Source organism: Streptomyces sp. NPDC032126 (genome assembly GCF_055580085.1).
Genome location: NZ_JBVIMA010000001.1, coordinates 777,986 through 795,251, shown reverse-complemented (window position 1 = coordinate 795,251; position 17,266 = coordinate 777,986). Strand labels below are relative to the sequence as shown.

The 17,266-nt window shown below is 71.3% G+C and carries 16 protein-coding genes; 13 read left to right on the top strand and 3 right to left on the bottom strand.

What is annotated here, in order from left to right; translation table 11 throughout:
• The first annotated feature begins 125 nt into the window (after nt 1-125).
• The 3 genes from ACZ5NW_RS03335 (at nt 126) to ACZ5NW_RS03325 (ending at nt 3,057) form a co-directional block, all read left to right on the top strand.
• Complete coding sequence (locus tag ACZ5NW_RS03335) at nt 126-1,538, top strand: glycoside hydrolase family 16 protein (RefSeq protein ID WP_468741995.1); 1,413 nt, start codon at nt 126-128, stop codon at nt 1,536-1,538.
• Nucleotides 1,539-1,608: 70 nt separating this feature from the next.
• On the top strand, nt 1,609-2,637 hold the full coding sequence (locus ACZ5NW_RS03330) for an NADP-dependent oxidoreductase (RefSeq protein WP_468741994.1): 1,029 nt from the start codon (nt 1,609-1,611) through the stop codon (nt 2,635-2,637).
• A 39-nt stretch (nt 2,638-2,676) separates the two neighbouring features.
• The gene (locus ACZ5NW_RS03325; RefSeq protein WP_468741993.1) at nt 2,677-3,057 is read left to right on the top strand and encodes a MerR family transcriptional regulator; all 381 of its coding nucleotides are present in this window, start codon (nt 2,677-2,679) and stop codon (nt 3,055-3,057) included.
• Between the two features lie 39 nt (nt 3,058-3,096).
• Here ACZ5NW_RS03325 and ACZ5NW_RS03320 read toward each other — a convergent pair whose 3' ends face one another.
• Nucleotides 3,097-4,020, bottom strand: a complete 924-nt coding sequence (locus tag ACZ5NW_RS03320; RefSeq protein ID WP_468741992.1) for a helix-turn-helix domain-containing protein — start codon at nt 4,018-4,020, stop codon at nt 3,097-3,099.
• A gap of 190 nt (nt 4,021-4,210) precedes the next feature.
• Here ACZ5NW_RS03320 and tkt point away from each other — a divergent pair, with 190 nt between their 5' ends.
• The 9 genes from tkt to ACZ5NW_RS03275 are packed head-to-tail and all read left to right on the top strand — an operon-like array spanning nt 4,211 to nt 15,216.
• The gene (gene tkt / locus ACZ5NW_RS03315; RefSeq protein WP_468741991.1) at nt 4,211-6,307 is read left to right on the top strand and encodes a transketolase; all 2,097 of its coding nucleotides are present in this window, start codon (nt 4,211-4,213) and stop codon (nt 6,305-6,307) included.
• A 19-nt stretch (nt 6,308-6,326) separates the two neighbouring features.
• The gene (gene tal, locus ACZ5NW_RS03310) at nt 6,327-7,481 is read left to right on the top strand and encodes a transaldolase (RefSeq protein WP_468741990.1); all 1,155 of its coding nucleotides are present in this window, start codon (nt 6,327-6,329) and stop codon (nt 7,479-7,481) included.
• Nucleotides 7,478-9,010, top strand: a complete 1,533-nt coding sequence (gene zwf / locus ACZ5NW_RS03305; protein WP_468741989.1) for a glucose-6-phosphate dehydrogenase — start codon at nt 7,478-7,480, stop codon at nt 9,008-9,010. The genes tal and zwf overlap by 4 nt, the downstream gene beginning before the upstream one ends.
• A complete protein-coding gene (gene opcA / locus ACZ5NW_RS03300) occupies nt 9,007-9,936 on the top strand; it encodes a glucose-6-phosphate dehydrogenase assembly protein OpcA (RefSeq protein ID WP_468741988.1) in 930 nt (309 codons plus the stop codon). The genes zwf and opcA overlap by 4 nt, the downstream gene beginning before the upstream one ends.
• The gene (gene pgi / locus ACZ5NW_RS03295; RefSeq protein ID WP_468741987.1) at nt 9,929-11,569 is read left to right on the top strand and encodes a glucose-6-phosphate isomerase; all 1,641 of its coding nucleotides are present in this window, start codon (nt 9,929-9,931) and stop codon (nt 11,567-11,569) included. The genes opcA and pgi overlap by 8 nt, the downstream gene beginning before the upstream one ends.
• Nucleotides 11,570-11,577: 8 nt before the next feature.
• Nucleotides 11,578-12,459 (top strand): phosphogluconate dehydrogenase (NAD(+)-dependent, decarboxylating), encoded by an 882-nt coding sequence (gene gnd / locus ACZ5NW_RS03290; RefSeq protein ID WP_468741986.1) that lies wholly within the window; start codon nt 11,578-11,580, stop codon nt 12,457-12,459.
• Nucleotides 12,460-12,466: 7 nt separating this feature from the next.
• Nucleotides 12,467-13,060: a histidine phosphatase family protein gene (locus ACZ5NW_RS03285; RefSeq protein ID WP_468741985.1), complete on the top strand. Its 594-nt coding sequence runs from the start codon at nt 12,467-12,469 to the stop codon at nt 13,058-13,060.
• Nucleotides 13,061-13,105: 45 nt separating this feature from the next.
• Nucleotides 13,106-14,536 carry a membrane-associated oxidoreductase gene (locus ACZ5NW_RS03280; RefSeq protein WP_468741984.1) on the top strand — a complete coding sequence of 477 codons (1,431 nt, stop codon included), beginning with the start codon at nt 13,106-13,108 and terminating at the stop codon, nt 14,534-14,536.
• The gene (locus ACZ5NW_RS03275; RefSeq protein WP_468741983.1) at nt 14,533-15,216 is read left to right on the top strand and encodes a TetR/AcrR family transcriptional regulator; all 684 of its coding nucleotides are present in this window, start codon (nt 14,533-14,535) and stop codon (nt 15,214-15,216) included. Before ACZ5NW_RS03280 ends, ACZ5NW_RS03275 begins: the two co-directional genes overlap by 4 nt.
• 9 nt (nt 15,217-15,225) lie before the next feature.
• On the opposite strand, the gene ACZ5NW_RS03270 is transcribed toward ACZ5NW_RS03275, so the two are convergent.
• Nucleotides 15,226-15,831 (bottom strand): LmrA/YxaF family transcription factor, encoded by a 606-nt coding sequence (locus tag ACZ5NW_RS03270; protein ID WP_468741982.1) that lies wholly within the window; start codon nt 15,829-15,831, stop codon nt 15,226-15,228.
• A gap of 109 nt (nt 15,832-15,940) precedes the next feature.
• On the opposite strand from ACZ5NW_RS03270, the gene ACZ5NW_RS03265 reads away from it, so the two are divergent.
• Entirely contained in the window at nt 15,941-16,819 is an 879-nt protein-coding gene (locus ACZ5NW_RS03265; protein WP_468741981.1) for an NAD(P)-dependent oxidoreductase, read from the top strand.
• On the opposite strand, the gene ACZ5NW_RS03260 is transcribed toward ACZ5NW_RS03265, so the two are convergent.
• On the bottom strand, nt 16,816-17,265 hold the full coding sequence (locus tag ACZ5NW_RS03260; protein ID WP_468741980.1) for a PPOX class F420-dependent oxidoreductase: 450 nt from the start codon (nt 17,263-17,265) through the stop codon (nt 16,816-16,818). The two genes, ACZ5NW_RS03265 and ACZ5NW_RS03260, sit on opposite strands and share 4 nt — an antisense overlap.
• Between the last annotated feature and the right edge of the window lies 1 nt (nt 17,266).

Here is a 17,266-nt window from a genome sequence, read left to right as displayed (position 1 = left end):
GCGGAGAGCACATTGGCGGCACCTTGAGAGCGCTCTCAGAGGCTCTCGGGGCCACCCGCGAGCACTCCCAGAGGCTCCCGGGGCCACCCGCGCATCTCCCTCCGTACCCGAGAGGCACCCCACGCATGAGGCACACCTCCGGCACCTCACGGCACACCTCCGGCACCCCGAGACGGCGAAGGGTCCTGCTCGCCGTCCTGTCCACCCTGGGCCTCGCGGCCGCCGCCGCGACGGGCGTCACCCTGCCCGCCAGCGCCTCCGCGCCCACTCCCCCGTCGGGCTGGACCCAGGTCTTCCTCGACGACTTCGACGGCGCGGCGGGCACCGGCGTGAACACCGCCAACTGGCAGTACGACACCGGGACGTCGTATCCCGGCGGCCCCGCGAACTGGGGCACCGGCGAGGTCGAGACCATGACCACCAGCACCAGCAACGTGGCGCTCGACGGCAGCGGCAATCTGCGCATCACCCCGCGCCGCGACGCCTCCGGGAGGTGGACGTCCGGCCGCATCGAGACCGTGCGCACCGACTTCCAGCCCCCGGCCGGCGGCAAACTCCGCGTCGAGAGCCGGATCCAGATGCCGAACGTCACCGGCACCGCCGCCGAGGGCTACTGGCCGGCCTTCTGGATGCTCGGCGCGCCCTACCGCGGCAACTACCAGAACTGGCCGTCGGTGGGCGAGCTGGACATCATGGAGAACGTCCAGGGCCTGAACCGGGTGTGGGCGACGATGCACTGCGGCAGCAGCCCCGGCGGCCCCTGCAACGAGACGTCCGGCATCGGCAACAACATCGCGTGTCCCAACAGCACCTGCCAGTCCGGCTTCCACACCTACGCCACGGAGTGGGACCGCTCGGTCAGCCCCGAGGCCATTCGCTTCTACGTCGACGGCGTCAACTACCACACGGTGACGGCCAATCAGGTCGACTCGACCACCTGGGCCAACGCCACCAACCACGGCTTCTTCGTCATCCTGAACGTGGCGATGGGCGGCGGCTTCCCCGACGCGTTCGGCGGCGGCCTCGACGGCGACACCCAGCCGGACCACCCGATGGTCGTGGACTACGTCCAGGTCCTGCGGTCCACCGGCGGCGGGGGCGGCACCACTCCCCCGCCCACCGGCAACCGCGACGCCTACAGCGCCATCCAGGCCGAGTCGTACGACAGCCAGTCCGGCGTGGGCACCGAGACCACCACCGACACCGGCGGCGGCCAGAACATCGCCTCCCTCGCGAACGGCGACTGGGCGCTCTACAAGGGCGTCAACTTCGGCTCCACGGCGGCCACCCAGTTCTACGGAAGGGTGGCCAGCGGCGCGGCGGGCGGGGTGAGCGGACTGGTCGAGGTGCGCCTGGACAGCCGTGGCAACGCGCCGGTCGGAAGCTTCGCCCTCTCCAACACGGGCGGCTGGCAGTCATGGCGGACGATCCCGGCGAACATCACCGGCGTGACCGGCACCCACGACGTCTACCTCACCTTCACCAGCGGCCAGCCGGCTGACTTCGTGAACGTGAACTGGTTCGACTTCGGCCACTGACGCGCCGCACCGGGCCGGCGGCGCCGGGGGTTTGACCTTCACGCATACGTCAACCCCTACCGTCGCCGGCATGACGACCCCACCGAGGAACTCCGCCGTCACGGGCCTGGAGGTCCGCCTGCGCACCCGCCCGACCGGCCTGCCCACGCCCGACGACTTCCGGCTCGCCGAGGTCCGGGTGCCGCATCCGGCGTCCGGACAGGCCCTGGTCCGCAATCTGTTCATGTCCCTGGACCCGGGCATGCTCCTGCTGCTCTCCGGCGAGCCCGGACTGCCCATGCCCCGCTACGAGGTGGGCGAGCCGCTCTACGGGGACGCGGTCGGCGAGGTGATCGCCTCCGCCGACCCGGCCCTGGCCGAGGGCGATCTGGTGGTGCACCGGCTGGGCTGGCGCGAGTACGCGCTCGCCCCGGCCGGCGCCTTCCGGCGGGTCGACCGGGCCGCGTATCCGTCCCCCTCGCTGCATCTGGGCTTCGGACTCGTCGCCTACGTCGGCCTGGTGGAGGCGGCGCGACTGCGGCCCGGCGACACGGTGTTCGTCTCCAGCGCGGCCGGGGCCACCGGCGGCATGGCCGGACAGATCGCCCGGCTGCTGGGCGCGGGACGGGTGGTGGGCAGCGCCGGCTCGCCGGAGAAGGTCGCCCATGTGACGGGACGGCTCGGCTTCGACGCGGCCTTCGACCACCACGACGGCCCGCTCGTCGACCGGCTGCGCGAGGCGGCCCCGGACGGCGTCGACGTCTGCTTCGACAACGTCGGCGGTCCCCAACTGCGGGCGGCGATCGAGGTGATGAACCCGCACGGCCGGATCGCCCTGTGCGGCGCGCTGCACCGGCAGAGCGGCGGGCGCCCCGACCCCGGGCCGGGCGATCTGCTGCCGGTCCTCGCCAAACGTCTCACCCTGCGCGGCTTCACCCTGCTCGACCACCTCGACCGCACCGCCGAGTTCGGGGAACGGATGCGGGACTGGCTGAGGGAGGGGGCGATCGTCGTCGACGAGACGGTGGTGGAGGGCGGCCTGGCCGCCGCGCCGGGCGCGCTGCTCGATCTGGTGCGGGGCGCGTACACCGGGAAGACCCTGGTGCGGCTGAGTGGTTGACGCCGTGGACGGTGTACCCATGAGCCCGGAGACGACGTGATGCTGATCGGAGAGCTGGCCGCCCGCACCGGGACCACGACCCGGGCGCTGCGCTACTACGAGGAACAGGGCCTGCTGGAGTCCGAGCGGACGCCGGCCGGCTACCGGGTGTACGCGGCGGGCGCGGAGACCCGGGTCCGCAATGTGCGCGACCTGCTCGCCTCGGGTTTCACCGTGGAGAACGTGAAGTCCTTCGTCCGCTTCCTCGACGGCGATCTGCCGGAGGTCTTCGCGTACACCGAGTCCTGCGCGGCGAACTACGCGCTCGGGGCCCGGCGGGTGGCCGAACTGACCGAGCGGATCGAGGCGTTGACCCGGATGCGGGACACGCTCGTACGACGGATGCCCTGGCTGGACGACCGGGAGCGGGCCACGTCCTGACCGTGCCCCCTCTGTCGTAGCGCCCGCTCCCGGCCTCGGTCAGCGCAGTTCCGCGCGGAACGCCGCCGGGGTGCTGTCCGTGTGCTGGTGGAAGAACTTGGAGAAGTTCGCCGGGTCGGGGAAGCCGACGGCCGCGCCCACGCGGCCGATCGGCAGGTCGCTGTGGGCCAGCAGCCGCTTGGCCTCCAGCACGACCCGCTTGTCGATGAACGCCTTCGGGGTCAGGCCGGTGGCGGCGCGGACCGCGCGGACCAGGGTGCGGCGGGAGTAGCCGAGGGCGTCGGCGTAGGCGCTGACGCTGTGGTTGACGGCGAAGTCCCGCTCCACCGCGTCCCGGAAGAGGGTGAAGGTGGTGTCGGCCCGCCGTTCGGCCTCCGCCGAGCTGGCCGCGAGATGGGCGAGGCGCAACAGGAACGCGGTGAGGGCGTGCCGCAGCACCGCCGTGCGCAGGCCGAGCGGGAGCGTGGCGGTGTCCTCGTACTCCTGGCGCAGGTACGTCAGCGCCCCGCGCAGGGCGGCGAGCTGGGCGGCGTCGGGGCGCAGCAGCGGCGGCAGGTCGTAGCGGTACAGGCCGGTGGCCTCGACGGTGGCGCGGGGCAGGAAACCGGGCTGCATGGTGAGCACGGTTCCGCGGTACTCGCAGGCACGCGAGAAGCGGTGCACCTGGCCGGGGCGGATCCACAGCAGGTCGCCGGCGGTCGCCTCGTACTCGGTGAAGTCGACCATGTGCCGCACGGGCCCCTCGGCGAAGAGCATCACGACGTGGAAGTCGATGCGGTGGACCCGGTCCAGGGGGGCGTCGGCGTGCCAGCGCCGCTCGGTGCCCATCGGGCCGACCTGCATCCCGACACCGCCGACGCTGAGGTCGGCCGGAAAGGGGAAGGTCCTGATCTCGGTCCTGATCTCGGTGCCGATCTCGGTGCCGTTCTCATCGGTCGCCGATGAGTGCTTTCTGTCCGTCATGTCCCGCTCGCACCGCTCTTCTGTCACCCGCCCCGCTCATGTCGCTTCGTTCATGCGCGGGCGTGTCCCACTTTCACCACAGACTGACACACCCCACCCTTCCCCCTTAAAAGTCAGACTTTTAGAGTCGAAGGCGCTTGACCAGCAACGACGCTCTATTTCATGACCTCTTGAAGGGGACTGCCATCAGATGAGCACGCAGACACCCGACCGTCTCGAGTGGACCGAACTCGACCGGCGTGCCGTCGACACCGCGCGCCTGCTGGCCGCGGACGCCGTCCAGCGGGTCGGCAACGGCCACCCCGGCACGGCGATGAGCCTCGCGCCGGCCGCGTACACGATCTTTCAGAAGGTGATGCGGCATGATCCCGCGGACCCCGAGTGGACCGGCCGTGACCGCTTCGTCCTCTCCCCCGGCCACACCTCGCTGACGCTCTACACCCAGCTGTTCCTCGCCGGGTACGAGCTGGACCTCGACGACCTGAAGGCGTTCCGCACCCACGGCTCCAAGACCCCGGGCCACCCCGAGTGCGGGCACACGGCCGGCGTGGAGACCACCACCGGTCCGCTCGGCCAGGGTGTCGCCAACGCGGTGGGCATGGCGATGGCCGCCCGCTACGAGCGCGGCCTGTTCGACCCCGAGGCCCCGCGGGGCGAGTCCCCCTTCGACCACACCATCTGGGCGATCGTCTCCGACGGCGACCTGGAGGAGGGCGTCTCCGCCGAGGCGTCGTCCCTCGCCGGCCACCAGAAGCTCGGCAACCTGGTCTTCCTCTACGACGACAACCACATCTCCATCGAGGGCGACACCGCGACGGCGTTCTCCGAGGACGTGCTGAAGCGCTACGAGGCGTACGGCTGGCACACCCAGCGCGTCGAGCCCACGCCGGACGGCGACGTCGACGTACCGGCCCTGTACGCGGCGCTCACGGCCGCGCGGGCCGAGACCGACCGCCCCTCGATCATCGCGCTGCGCACGATCATCGCCTGGCCCGCCCCGAACGCCCGCAACACCGAGGCGTCCCACGGCTCGGCGCTCGGCGAGGACGAGATCGCCGCCACCAAGCGCCTGCTGGGCTTCGACCCGGAGCGGACCTTCGAGGTCGCCGACGAGGTCCTCGCCCACACCCGCAAGGCCCTCGACCGGGGCGCCGAGGCGCACGCCGCCTGGGACAAGCGGCTCGCCGCGTGGCGCGGCGCCCGGCCCGAGCGGGCGAAGCTGTTCGACCGGGTCGTCGCCGGGCAGCTCCCGGAGGGCTGGGAGGACGCCCTGCCGGTCTTCGAGGAGGGCAAGTCCGTCGCGACGCGCGCCGCCTCCGGCAAGGTGCTCCAGTCGCTGGGCGCCGTCATCCCCGAGCTGTGGGGCGGCTCCGCCGACCTGGCCGGCTCGAACAACACCACCATCGACAAGACGTCGTCGTTCCTGCCGGAGGGCAACCCGCTGCCCGAGGCCGACCCGTACGGCCGAACGGTCCACTTCGGCATCCGCGAGTTCTCGATGGCCGCGGAGATGAACGGCATCGCGCTGCACGGCAACACCCGTATCTACGGCGGCACCTTCCTGGTGTTCTCCGACTACATGCGCAACGCCGTCCGTATGTCGGCGCTGATGCAGCTGCCGGTGACCTACGTGTGGACGCACGACTCCATCGGCCTCGGCGAGGACGGCCCGACGCACCAGCCGGTCGAGCACCTCGCCTCGCTGCGGGCCATTCCGGGGCTGAACGTCGTCCGCCCGGCGGACGCCAACGAGACCGCGGTGGCCTGGGCCGAGATCCTGAAGAGGCACGCCACCCGTCCCGCCCCGCACGGGCTCGCGCTCACCCGCCAGGGCGTGCCGACGTACGCGCCGAACCCCGACGCGGCGAAGGGCGGCTATGTGCTGCGCGAGTCCTCCACCGAGACCCCGGAGGTGATCGTCGTCGCCACCGGATCCGAGGTGCGGCTCGCGGTCGCCGCCCGCGACCTCCTGGAGGCCGAGGGGATCGGCACACGCGTGGTGTCGATGCCGTCCGTGGAGTGGTTCGAGGAGCAGCCGCGCGCATACCGCGAAAGCGTGCTGCCGCCGTCCGTGAGGGCGCGGGTCGCCGTCGAGGCCGGGATCGGGCTGACCTGGTACCGCTACGTCGGGGACGCCGGCCGGATCGTCTCCCTGGAGCACTTCGGCGCCTCCGCCGACGCGCAGACCCTGTTCGCCGAGTACGGCTTCACCCCCGAGAACGTCGCCGCCGCGGCCCGGGAATCCCTGACCGAGGCCCGGGAATCCCACGCCGCCGCCCGCGGTTGATCCGATCGCCAGAAAGAAGATGATCACAGTGACCGAAGCAACCGCGACCGCGGGGAACCTCAAGCGCCTGGCCGACGAGGGCGTTTCCATCTGGCTGGACGACCTGTCCCGCGAGCGGATCGAGAGCGGCAACCTCGCCCAACTGATCGAGACGACCCACGTGGTCGGCGTGACCACGAACCCCTCCATCTTCCAGGCCGCCATAGGCTCCGGCGCCGGCTACGAGGAGCAGCTCGCCGATCTGGCCGTACGGGGTGTCACGGTCGACGAGGCCGTACGGATGATGACGACCGCCGATGTGCGGGCCGCCGCCGATATTCTGCGTTCCGTACACAGCGCATCGCAGGGTGTGGACGGCCGGGTGTCGATCGAAGTCGACCCCCGTCTGGCCCATGACACGAAGGCGACGATCGCCGAGGCCAAGCAGCTGGCCTGGCTCGTCGACCGCCCCAATGTGATGATCAAGATCCCGGCGACCAAGGCCGGCCTTCCGGCCATCACCGAGGTCGTGGGCCTCGGCATCAGCGTCAATGTCACGCTGATCTTCTCCCTGGAGCGCTACCGCGAGGTCATGGACGCCTACCTCGCCGGCCTGGAGAAGGCGCGGGCCAGGGGCCTGGACCTGTCGACGATCCACTCCGTCGCCTCCTTCTTCGTCTCGCGTGTCGACTCCGAGATCGACAAGCGTCTGACGGCGATCGGCACCCAGGAGGCGCTCGCCCTCAAGGGCAGGGCGGCGCTGGCGAACGCGCGGCTGGCCTACGAGGCGTACGAGGAGGTCTTCGCCGGTGAGCGCTGGCTCGCCCTGGCCGGGGCGCACGCCAACAAGCAGCGCCCGCTGTGGGCGTCCACCGGTGTGAAGGATCCCGCATACAAGGACACCCTGTATGTGGACGATCTCGTCGCCCCCGGCACCGTCAACACGATGCCGGAGGCCACGCTGAACGCGGTCGCCGACCACGGCGAGATCACCGGCGACACCGTGACCGGCGGCTACACGCGGGCCCGCGCCGACCTCGCCGCCGTGGAGGCGCTCGGCGTCTCCTACGACGAGGTCGTCGCACAACTGGAGGACGAGGGCGTCGCCAAGTTCGAGGCGGCCTGGCAGGACCTGCTGGACGCCGTCGCGACGTCACTGGAGAACAAGGGCAGCAAGGGAGCTGACGCGGAATGACCACCCCCGTGTTCACCAATCCGCTCCGGGACGGGCGCGACCGGCGCCTGCCGAGGATCGCCGGCCCGTCCGGCCTGGTGATCTTCGGTGTCACCGGTGACCTGTCCCGCAAGAAGCTGATGCCGGCCGTGTACGACCTGGCCAACCGCGGGCTGCTGCCGCCGGGCTTCTCGCTCGTCGGCTTCGCCCGCCGCGACTGGGAGGACCAGGACTTCGCGCAGGTCGTCCATGACGCGGTGCGCGAGCACGCCCGCACCCCGTTCCGCGAGGAGGTCTGGCAGCAGCTCGCCGAGGGCATGCGGTTCATCCCCGGCGACTTCGACGACGACACGGCGTTCAAGCAGCTGCGCCAGACGGTCGACGAGCTGGACGCGGCCCGCGGCACCAGCGGCAACTACGCCTTCTACCTCTCCGTACCGCCGAAGTTCTTCCCGAAGGTCGTCCAGCAGCTGAAGAAGCACGGTCTGGCGAACGCCCCCGAGGGCTCCTGGCGGCGCGCGGTGATCGAGAAGCCGTTCGGCCACGACCTGGCGTCGGCCGAGGAGCTCAACGCGGTCGTGCACGACGTGTTCGACCCGGAGCAGGTCTTCCGCATCGACCACTACCTGGGCAAGGAGACCGTCCAGAACATCCTGGCGCTGCGCTTCGCCAACACGATGTTCGAGCCGATCTGGAACCGGTCGTACGTCGACCATGTGCAGATCACGATGGCCGAGGACATCGGCATCGGCGGGCGGGCGGGCTACTACGACGGCATCGGCTCGGCCCGTGACGTCATCCAGAACCACCTGCTCCAGCTGATGGCCCTCACCGCGATGGAGGAACCCGCCTCCTTCGACGCGGCCTCGCTGCTCACCGAGAAGCTGAAGGTCCTCAAGGCCGTGAAGCTGCCGGAGGACCTGGGCGCGCACACCGTGCGCGGGCAGTATGCGGCCGGCTGGCAGGGCGGCGAGCAGGTGCGCGGCTACCTCCAGGAGGACGGCATCGACCCGGCCTCGACGACGGACACGTTCGCGGCGATCAAGCTGAACGTGGACAACCGGCGCTGGGCGGGCGTCCCCTTCTATCTGCGCACCGGCAAGCGGCTGGGCCGCCGGGTCACCGAGATCGCGGTGGTCTTCCAGCGGGCTCCCCACTCCCCCTTCGACTCCACGGCCACCGAGGAGCTGGGCTCCAACGCGATCGTCATCCGCGTCCAGCCCGACGAGGGCATGACGGTCCGCTTCGGCTCCAAGGTGCCGGGCACCTCGATGGAGATCCGGGACGTCACGATGGACTTCGCCTACGGCGAGTCCTTCACCGAGTCCAGCCCGGAGGCGTACGAGCGCCTCATCCTGGACGTGCTGCTCGGCGACGCCAACCTGTTCCCGCGTCACCAGGAAGTGGAAGAGTCCTGGAAGATCCTCGACCCGATCGAGGAGTTCTGGGCCCGGCACGGCAGGCCGGCCCAGTACGCGTCGGGCAGCTGGGGACCCGAGGAAGCCGACGAGATGCTCGCACGAGACGGACGGAGCTGGCGCAGGCCATGAAGATCGACCTGAGCGACACCACGGCAAGCAAGATCAACAAGGCGCTGGTGCAGGGCCGCCGCGCCCTGGGCACGCCCGCCGTGGGCATGGTCCTGACGATGGTCATCGTCACGGACGAGGAGAACGCCTACGACGCCATCAAGGCGGCCGAGGAGGCGTCGCACGAACACCCCGCGCGCACCCTGGTCGTCATCAAGCGGCACGCCCGCACCCCGCGCGACCGCACCCACTCCCACCTCGACGCCGAGGTGCGTGTCGGCTCGGACGCCGGCACCGGCGAGACGGTGCTGTTGCGGCTGTACGGCGAGGTGTCCGACCACGCCGACTCGGTCGTCCTGCCGCTGCTGCTGCCGGACGCGCCGGTCGTCGTGTGGTGGCCGGTGGACGCGCCGGACGTGCCCTCCAAGGACCCGCTGGGCGCGCTGGCGCAGCGCAGGATCACCGACATGTACGCCGTCGAGCGGCCGCTGCAGACCCTGCAGACGCGGCTCGCCTCGTACGCGCCCGGTGACACCGACCTCGCCTGGACCCGGCTGACGCCCTGGCGTTCGATGCTGGCGGCGGCCCTGGACCAGGCCCGGCTGACGGTGACCTCGGCGGCCGTCGAGAGCGAGGCGGAGAACCCCAGCGCCGAACTGCTGGCCCGCTGGCTGGAGGCGCGCCTGAACGTGCGGGTGGAACGGGTCGTCACCGCGGGGCCGGTCGTCACCGCCGTCCGCCTGGGCACCGCCGACGGCGAGATCGTCATCGACCGCCCCGAGGGCCCGCTGGCCACGCTGTCCCTGCCCGGCCAGCCCTCCCGCACCCTCGCGCTGAAGGTGCGCCCCACCTCCGAACTCATCGCCGAGGAGCTCAGGCGCCTCGACGCCGACGAGATGTACGCCGTCGCCCTGCGCGGCACCGAGGAGACCCCGGCACATGTCTGAGACCCCTGTACTGACGAACCGGCCGGAGTGGACCGCGCTGGCGGACCACCGCGCCCACTGGCAGGCCCATCTGCGGGAGCTGTTCGCCGACGATCCCGGGCGCGCGGAGCGGTACGTCGTGCGCGTCGGCGATCTGCGCATCGACTACTCCAAGCACCTCGTCACCGACGAGACGCTGACGCTCCTGCGGGAGCTGGCCGCGGCGACGGATGTGTTCGGGCTGCGGGACGCCATGTTCCGTGGTGAGAGGATCAACATCACCGAGGACCGGGCGGTGCTGCACACCGCGCTGCGGGCGCCGCGCGGGGCGGTGATCGAGGTCGACGGGGTGAACGTGGTGCCGGGTGTGCACGCGGTCCTCGACAAGATGGCGGGTTTCGCCGACCGGGTGCGTTCGGGTGAGTGGACGGGCCATACCGGCAGGCGCATCCGCAATGTCGTCAACATCGGTATCGGCGGCTCGGATCTGGGTCCGGCGATGGCGTACGAGGTCCTGCGGGCGTACACCGCGCGGGAGATGACGTTCCGTTTCGTCTCCAACGTCGACGGCGCGGATCTGCACGAGGCGACCCGCGATCTGGATCCGGCGGAGACGCTGTTCATCGTGGCGTCCAAGACGTTCACGACGATCGAGACGATCACCAACGCGACGTCGGCGCGTTCGTGGCTGCTGGAGGGGCTGGGCGGCGACGAGAAGGCCGTGGCGCGGCACTTCGTGGCGCTGTCGACGAACGCCGAGAAGGTCACGGACTTCGGTATCGACCCGGAGAACATGTTCGAGTTCTGGGACTGGGTGGGGGGCCGTTACTCCTACGACTCGGCGATCGGCCTGTCGTTGATGATCGCGATCGGTCCGGACCGCTTCCGGGAGATGCTCGACGGTTTCCGTCTCGTCGACGAGCACTTCCGCACCGCCCCGGCCGAGGCCAACGCCCCGCTGATCCTGGGCCTGCTGGGAGTGTGGTACGGCAACTTCCACGGCGCGCAGTCGCATGCGGTGCTGCCCTACAGTCACTATCTGTCGAAGTTCGCCGCGTATCTCCAGCAGCTCGACATGGAGTCCAACGGCAAGTCGGTGGACCGCGAGGGCCGGCCCGTGCAGTGGCAGACCGGTCCGATCGTGTGGGGCACGCCGGGTACCAACGGGCAGCACGCGTACTACCAGTTGATCCATCAGGGCACCAAGCTCATCCCGGCGGACTTCATCGGCTTCGCCCGGCCCGTCGCCGAGCTCAGTGGTGAACTCGCCGCGCAGCACGATCTGTTGATGGCCAACTTCTTCGCCCAGACCCAGGCGCTCGCCTTCGGCAAGACCGCCGACGAGGTCCGCGCGGAGGGCGTGGCCGAGGAGCAGGTCGCGCACCGCACCTTCCAGGGCAACCACCCGACCACCACGATCCTCGCCCCGGACCTGACCCCGTCGGTCCTCGGCCAGCTGATCGCGCTGTACGAGCACAAGGTGTTCGTGCAGGGCGCGATCTGGAACATCGACTCCTTCGACCAGTGGGGCGTGGAACTCGGCAAGGTCCTCGCCAAGCGCGTCGAACCCGCCCTCACCGAAGGCGCCGACGTCCCCGGCCTCGACGCCTCCACCGCCGCCCTCGTGGCCGCCTACCGCGAACTCAGGAAGTGAGCACGACCATGCAGCTCGGACTTATCGGCCTCGGCAAGATGGGCGGCAACATGCGCGAGCGGATCCGCCGCGCCGGCCACACCGTCATCGGCTACGACCGCAACCCCGAGGTCTCCGACGTGGCGAACCTCGCCGAACTCGTCGACGGGCTTCAGGCCCCCCGCGTGGTGTGGGTGATGGTCCCGGCCGGTGCCGCCACCCAGTCCGTCATCGACGAGCTGGGCGGCCTCCTGGAGGCCGGCGACACCGTCGTCGACGGCGGCAACTCCCGCTGGACGGACGACGAGAAGCACGCCGAGGAGCTGGGCGCCAAGGGCATCGGCTTCGTCGACGCGGGCGTCTCCGGCGGCGTGTGGGGCCTGGAGAACGGCTACGCCCTCATGGTCGGCGGCGACAAGGAGCACGTCGACCGGCTCCAGCCGATCTTCGACGCGCTCAAGCCGGAAGGCCCGTACGGCTACGTCCACGCGGGCAAGGTCGGCTCCGGCCACTTCTCCAAGATGGTCCACAACGGCATCGAGTACGCGATGATGCAGGCCTACGCCGAGGGCTGGGAGCTGCTGGAGAAGGTCGACTCCGTCACCGACGTCCGCGAGGTCTTCCGCTCCTGGCAGGAGGGCACGGTCATCCGCTCCTGGCTGCTCGACCTCGCGGTCAACGCCCTCGACGAGGACGAGCACCTGGACAAGCTGCGCGGCTACGCCGAGGACTCCGGCGAGGGACGCTGGACCGTCGAGGCGGCCATCGACAACGCCGTGCCGCTGCCCGCGATCACCGCCTCGCTCTTCGCGCGGTTCGCCTCCCGCCAGGACGACTCGCCGCAGATGAAGATGATCGCCGCGCTGCGCAACCAGTTCGGCGGCCACGCCGTCGAGTCGGCGAAGGAGTAGTCCGGCCGTGGGGGATCTCCTGCTGGTCCGCCACGGCGAGACGGAGTGGAGCAGGTCGGGACAGCACACCGGCTGGACCGACCTGCCCCTCACCGAACGCGGTGAGGAACAGGCCAAGTCACTCGCTCCGCTCCTGTCCGGCCGGACCTACTGCGTCGCACTCACCAGCCCGCTGCAACGCGCGGTCCGCACCGCCGAACTCGCGGGCGTCACCGGGGCGGTGACCGACCCCGACCTGCACGAATGGGACTACGGCGCCTACGAGGGCGTCACCACGCTGGAGATCCACCGCACCCGTCCCGGCTGGGACCTGTGGACCGACGGCGTGCCGCCGGGACCGGAGGGCCACCCCGGTGAGTCGCCGGCCGAGGTCGGGCTGCGCGCGGACCGGGTCCTGTCCATGGTGGACGCGGCCCTCGCCAGCTGCGGCGGCGACGCCCTCCTCGTCGCCCACGGCCACTTCCTGCGGGTCCTCACGGCCCGCCGGCTCGGACTCCCGCCCGCCGACGGCCGGTTGTTCCAACTGGCCACGGGCACGGTGAGCCGCCTGTCGACGGAGCACGGGCGCCCGGTCATAGCGGAGTGGAACACCCGGGCCTAGCCGCCGGTTGACACCGGGTCAGCAGGCCCGCCAGAGTCGCCGCTGATGGAGATCAACGATCTGACACCGGCGGAACAACGGATCTGGCGGGCCTTTCCGACGGGTGCCGAGGTGGACTTCGGCGAGGAAGACGCACAACCGTCCGTTCGCGCACGGGTGTTGCGGGCCCTGCTGCTCAACGGGCCCCGCGAGGCGGGGGAGATAGCGGCCCTGAAGGTCATGGGCGCGCGGTTCACCGGCGTGCTGGACCTACGCTACGCCGCCGTCGACAGCGTCGTCCGCCTCAACGACTGCCACTTCGACGAGGTACCCCGGCTCGCCGGCGCGCAGCTGAACTACCTGAATCTGAGCGGCTCGCGACTCCCCGGACTCGCGGCGTCCCGGACCCGCGTCGACGGCAGCGTACGGCTCACGCGCTGCCGTATCGACGGGCCGGTGCGGCTGGGCGGGGCACAGATCTCCGGCGCGCTGTTCCTGGAGCAGGCCCACATCACCGGCGAGTCCCCGGTGGAGCCGGTGCTCCAGCTCAACCAGATCAGCCTCGACGACGACCTGTGCGCCCGCGGGCTGCGCGTGCGGGGCCTGATCCGGCTCGACGGCGCGACCGTGGCCGGCTCGATCGACCTGGAGTACGCCGACCTCGGCAACCCCGGCGCCACCGTCCTCCAGGCCGAGGCCCTCGACGTCGGCGCCAACCTGGTCGGACGGCGACTGCGCGCCGAGGGCCGTATCGACCTGCGCGGCGCCCGCATACCCGGGCGCGTCGACCTGCTGCACGCACGGCTGGCCAACCCCGGTGGCACAGCCCTGCGCACCAGCAGTTGTGTGATCGGCGAGCTGTGGCTGCGCGGCGGAGAGCGCATCGCGGGCCGGCTCAATCTACGACGGGCCGAGATCAACCAACTGCACCTCGAACCCGAGATGCTGCCCGACGACGTACGCCTGCTGGACCTCACCTACACCTTCCTCACCCCGCACGAACCCGTCGAGCGCCGTCTGCCCATGCTGGAGCGCGACGGCGACTCCTTCGACCCGCACGCCTACGAGCAGTTGACGGCCTCGTACCGCCGCATCGGCGACGATCGGGCGGCCCGCCTCGTGCAGCTGGCCAAGCAGCGCCGGCACCGCCGTACGCTTCCCTGGTACGGCCGGGTCTGGGGCCGGCTCCAGGACGCGACCGTCGGCTACGGCTTCCGGCCGCTGCGCGCGGGCGGCTGGCTGCTGTCGCTGCTCGCGGTCGGCTCCGTCGCCTTCGCCCTGCACCACCCCGCACCGCTGAAGGCCGGCGAGGCCCCGCCGTTCAACCCGGTCTTCTACACGCTCGACCTGCTGCTGCCGGTCATCTCCTTCGGCCAGGAGGGCGCGTTCGCCCCGACCGGCTGGTGCCAGTGGCTGTCGTACGTCCTGGTCGTCACCGGATGGATCCTGGCGACCACGGTCGTCGCCGGTGTCACCCGGACGGTCAGCCGCCAGTGACCAGCGTGGACGAACCGGCACGTTCCGAGGGGCGCCCGCGCGACGCCGCCCGCACCCGGGCCGAGATCCTCGACGTGGCGACCCGGGAGTTCGCGCGGGCCGGCTACGACGGGGCGCGCGTCGACGAGATCGCCGCCCGCACCCGCACCACCAAGCGGATGATCTACTACTACTTCGGCGGCAAGGAACAGCTGTTCACGGCGGTCCTGGAGCGGGCGTACGGGGTCATCCGCGACGCCGAGCGGGAACTCGACGTCGAGCACCTGGACCCGGTCGCGGCCCTGCGCGGGCTCGCGGAGGTGACCTTCGACCACCACGAGCGGCATCCGGACGTCATCCGGCTGGTCGGCATCGAGAACATCCACGGCGCCGAGCACATCGCCGCCTCCGAGAAGCTCGGCGGGACCGGCTCGCCCGCGCTGGACGTGATCCGCCGGATCCTGGCGGCCGGCCGGGAGTCGGGGCTGTTCAGGACCGACGTGGACGCCGTCGACCTGTACGCGATGATCAGCTCGTTCTGCTTCTTCCGGGTGGCCCACCGGCACACCTTCGGCGCGCTCTTCGGGCGGGACCTGGTGGACCCGGCGCGGCGGGAGCGCTACCGGACCATGCTGGGCGACATGGTGATCGCCTATCTGACGGCGGGGCGGGCGTCGGCGGATCGGGCGTCGGCGGACTGATCCCGGGGCTCACTCCCGGTCGACCGCCGCGTCGAGCAGGGGGCCGAGTTCCGTCACCACCGTGGTCAGCGGCCGGGTGTCCTGCTCGGCGCGGGCCATCAGGATCGCCCCCTCCAGGGCACTGATCATGAGCGTGGCCAGGGAGGCGGCCCGGGGCGCCGGTACGCCCATGTCCGTCAGCGCCTCGGCCACGGGGGTGCTCCAGGCGGCGAACGCGGCGGCCGTGGCCCGGCGTGTCTCCGGGTCGGTCGTCGCGCACTCCGTCGTCGCGGCGGCGACCGGACAGCCGGTGGCGAAGCCGTGCGTCGCGTACTCGTCGGTCCACTGGCGGGCCATCGCGGCGAACAGGCCCGCCGGGGTCGACTCGCCGCGTTCGGACAGCTCGGCGAGGAAGCGGGCGACGCGCCGCCCGGCGTAGCGGCCCGCCCAGACCACGGCCTCCCCCACGAGCTGTCGCTTGCCGCCGGGGAAGTAGTGCTGGAGCGATCCGCGCGGCGCGTCGGCGTGGACGGCGACGTCCCGCATGCCGGTGGCGGCGATGCCGTCGCGGCGGATGAGCTGGGCGGCGCTGAAGACCATCCGCTCGCGCGGCCCGTACTGCGGCGACTCCGGCATCGACGACCTCCCGTGAACGTGCGCCCTCCAGCCTATGACCACGGTCATAGGGCCCGCTACTATGACCGTGGTCATAGATCCTCGCGGGGCGACGGAGAGGCGGTCCGCCATGCAGGTCGGATTCATCGGTCTCGGGGTGATGGGCCGCCCCATGGCGCTGCGGCTGGCCCGCGCGGGCACCCCCTTGCTGGTGTGGAACCGCACGCCCGATCGCGCCGAGCCGCTGCGGGCGGCGGGCGCGGAGGTGGCGGCGGACCCCGCGGACGTCTTCGCGCGCGCCGATGTGGTGTTCCTGATGCTGGCCCACGAGGCGGCGATGGACGCCGTCCTGGCGCGCGGCACCGCGGACTTCGCGCGCGTGGCGGACAGGGTCGTCGTCCACATGGGCACGACGTCGCCGGAGTACTCGCGGGCCGTGGAGAGCGACATCCGGGCGGCGGGCGGCCGCTATGTCGAGGCGCCGGTGTCCGGCTCCCGGATCCCGGCGGAACAGGGCGAGTTGGTGGCGATGCTGGCGGGCGACGAGACGGCGGTGGCCACCGTACGGCCGCTGCTGGCGCCGCTGTGCCGGGAGACGTTCGTGTGCGGTCCCGCGCCGGGCGCCCTGCTGATGAAGCTGGCGGTGAACCTGTTCCTCATCACCCAGGTCACCGGCCTGACGGAGGCGTTCCACTTCGCCGAGCGGCACGGCCTGGACCGGGGGCTGTTCCTGGACGTCCTGGACGCGGGCCCGATGGCCAGCGCGGTCTCCCGCATGAAAGCGCCCAAGCTCCTGACCGGCGACTTCACGGTCCAGGCGGCCGCGCTGGACGTCCTGAAGAACAACCGCCTGATCGCCGAGGCCGCCCGCACGGCCCACCTGGCGTCCCCTCTCCTGGACACCTGCCACACCCTGTTCGAGGAAACCGTCACCCTGGGCCACGGCGACGCGGACATGATCGCCGTCCTCCACGCCCTGGAGGCCCGCACGTCGGCGGGCGGGGCCTAGCCCTCGTTGGTCCCCTTGGGGATGCCGTACGTGCGGTCCACCCGGAGTCTGACGACCAGGCGGCGGTCGCGGACCATGGCGGTGCGGTAGTCGTCCCAGTCGGGGTGTTCGCCGAGGACGTCGCGGTACAGGCGGACGAGTTCCTCGACCGTGTCGTCGTAGGGGTCGCGCGCCACGGGTGAGAGGTCGGCGGTGCCCTCGGCGACCGTGTAGGCGCGGCGGTCGGGCGTCGAGACGTGGTACGACGCCCGTGGGTCCCGGCGCAGATTGCGCGTCTTCGCGCGGCCGTCCGTGACGGAGATCCGGATCACGCCCTCGTCCGGATAGTAGTGGTGGCTGACGTTCGACAGCTGGGGGCGGCCGTCGCGCTTGAGGGTGACGAGCACGCCGCCGCGGCCCTCGGAGAGCAGGGCGAGCAGAGCGTGATGCGTCGGGTCCTGGGTCATG

Excerpts from the sequence above, each read along its gene's own strand:
- ACZ5NW_RS03335 (WP_468741995.1), top strand. The coding sequence starts at position 126 with ATGAGGCACACCTCCGGCACCTCACGGCACACCTCCGGCACCCCGAGA.
- ACZ5NW_RS03330 (WP_468741994.1), top strand. The coding sequence starts at position 1,609 with ATGACGACCCCACCGAGGAACTCCGCCGTCACGGGCCTGGAGGTCCGC.
- ACZ5NW_RS03325 (WP_468741993.1), top strand. The coding sequence starts at position 2,677 with ATGCTGATCGGAGAGCTGGCCGCCCGCACCGGGACCACGACCCGGGCG.
- ACZ5NW_RS03320 (WP_468741992.1), bottom strand. The coding sequence starts at position 4,020 with ATGACGGACAGAAAGCACTCATCGGCGACCGATGAGAACGGCACCGAG.
- tkt (WP_468741991.1), top strand. The coding sequence starts at position 4,211 with ATGAGCACGCAGACACCCGACCGTCTCGAGTGGACCGAACTCGACCGG.
- tal (WP_468741990.1), top strand. The coding sequence starts at position 6,327 with ATGATCACAGTGACCGAAGCAACCGCGACCGCGGGGAACCTCAAGCGC.
- zwf (WP_468741989.1), top strand. The coding sequence starts at position 7,478 with ATGACCACCCCCGTGTTCACCAATCCGCTCCGGGACGGGCGCGACCGG.
- opcA (WP_468741988.1), top strand. The coding sequence starts at position 9,007 with ATGAAGATCGACCTGAGCGACACCACGGCAAGCAAGATCAACAAGGCG.
- pgi (WP_468741987.1), top strand. The coding sequence starts at position 9,929 with ATGTCTGAGACCCCTGTACTGACGAACCGGCCGGAGTGGACCGCGCTG.
- gnd (WP_468741986.1), top strand. The coding sequence starts at position 11,578 with ATGCAGCTCGGACTTATCGGCCTCGGCAAGATGGGCGGCAACATGCGC.
- ACZ5NW_RS03280 (WP_468741984.1), top strand. The coding sequence starts at position 13,106 with ATGGAGATCAACGATCTGACACCGGCGGAACAACGGATCTGGCGGGCC.
- ACZ5NW_RS03270 (WP_468741982.1), bottom strand. The coding sequence starts at position 15,831 with ATGCCGGAGTCGCCGCAGTACGGGCCGCGCGAGCGGATGGTCTTCAGC.
- ACZ5NW_RS03265 (WP_468741981.1), top strand. The coding sequence starts at position 15,941 with ATGCAGGTCGGATTCATCGGTCTCGGGGTGATGGGCCGCCCCATGGCG.
- ACZ5NW_RS03260 (WP_468741980.1), bottom strand. The coding sequence starts at position 17,265 with ATGACCCAGGACCCGACGCATCACGCTCTGCTCGCCCTGCTCTCCGAG.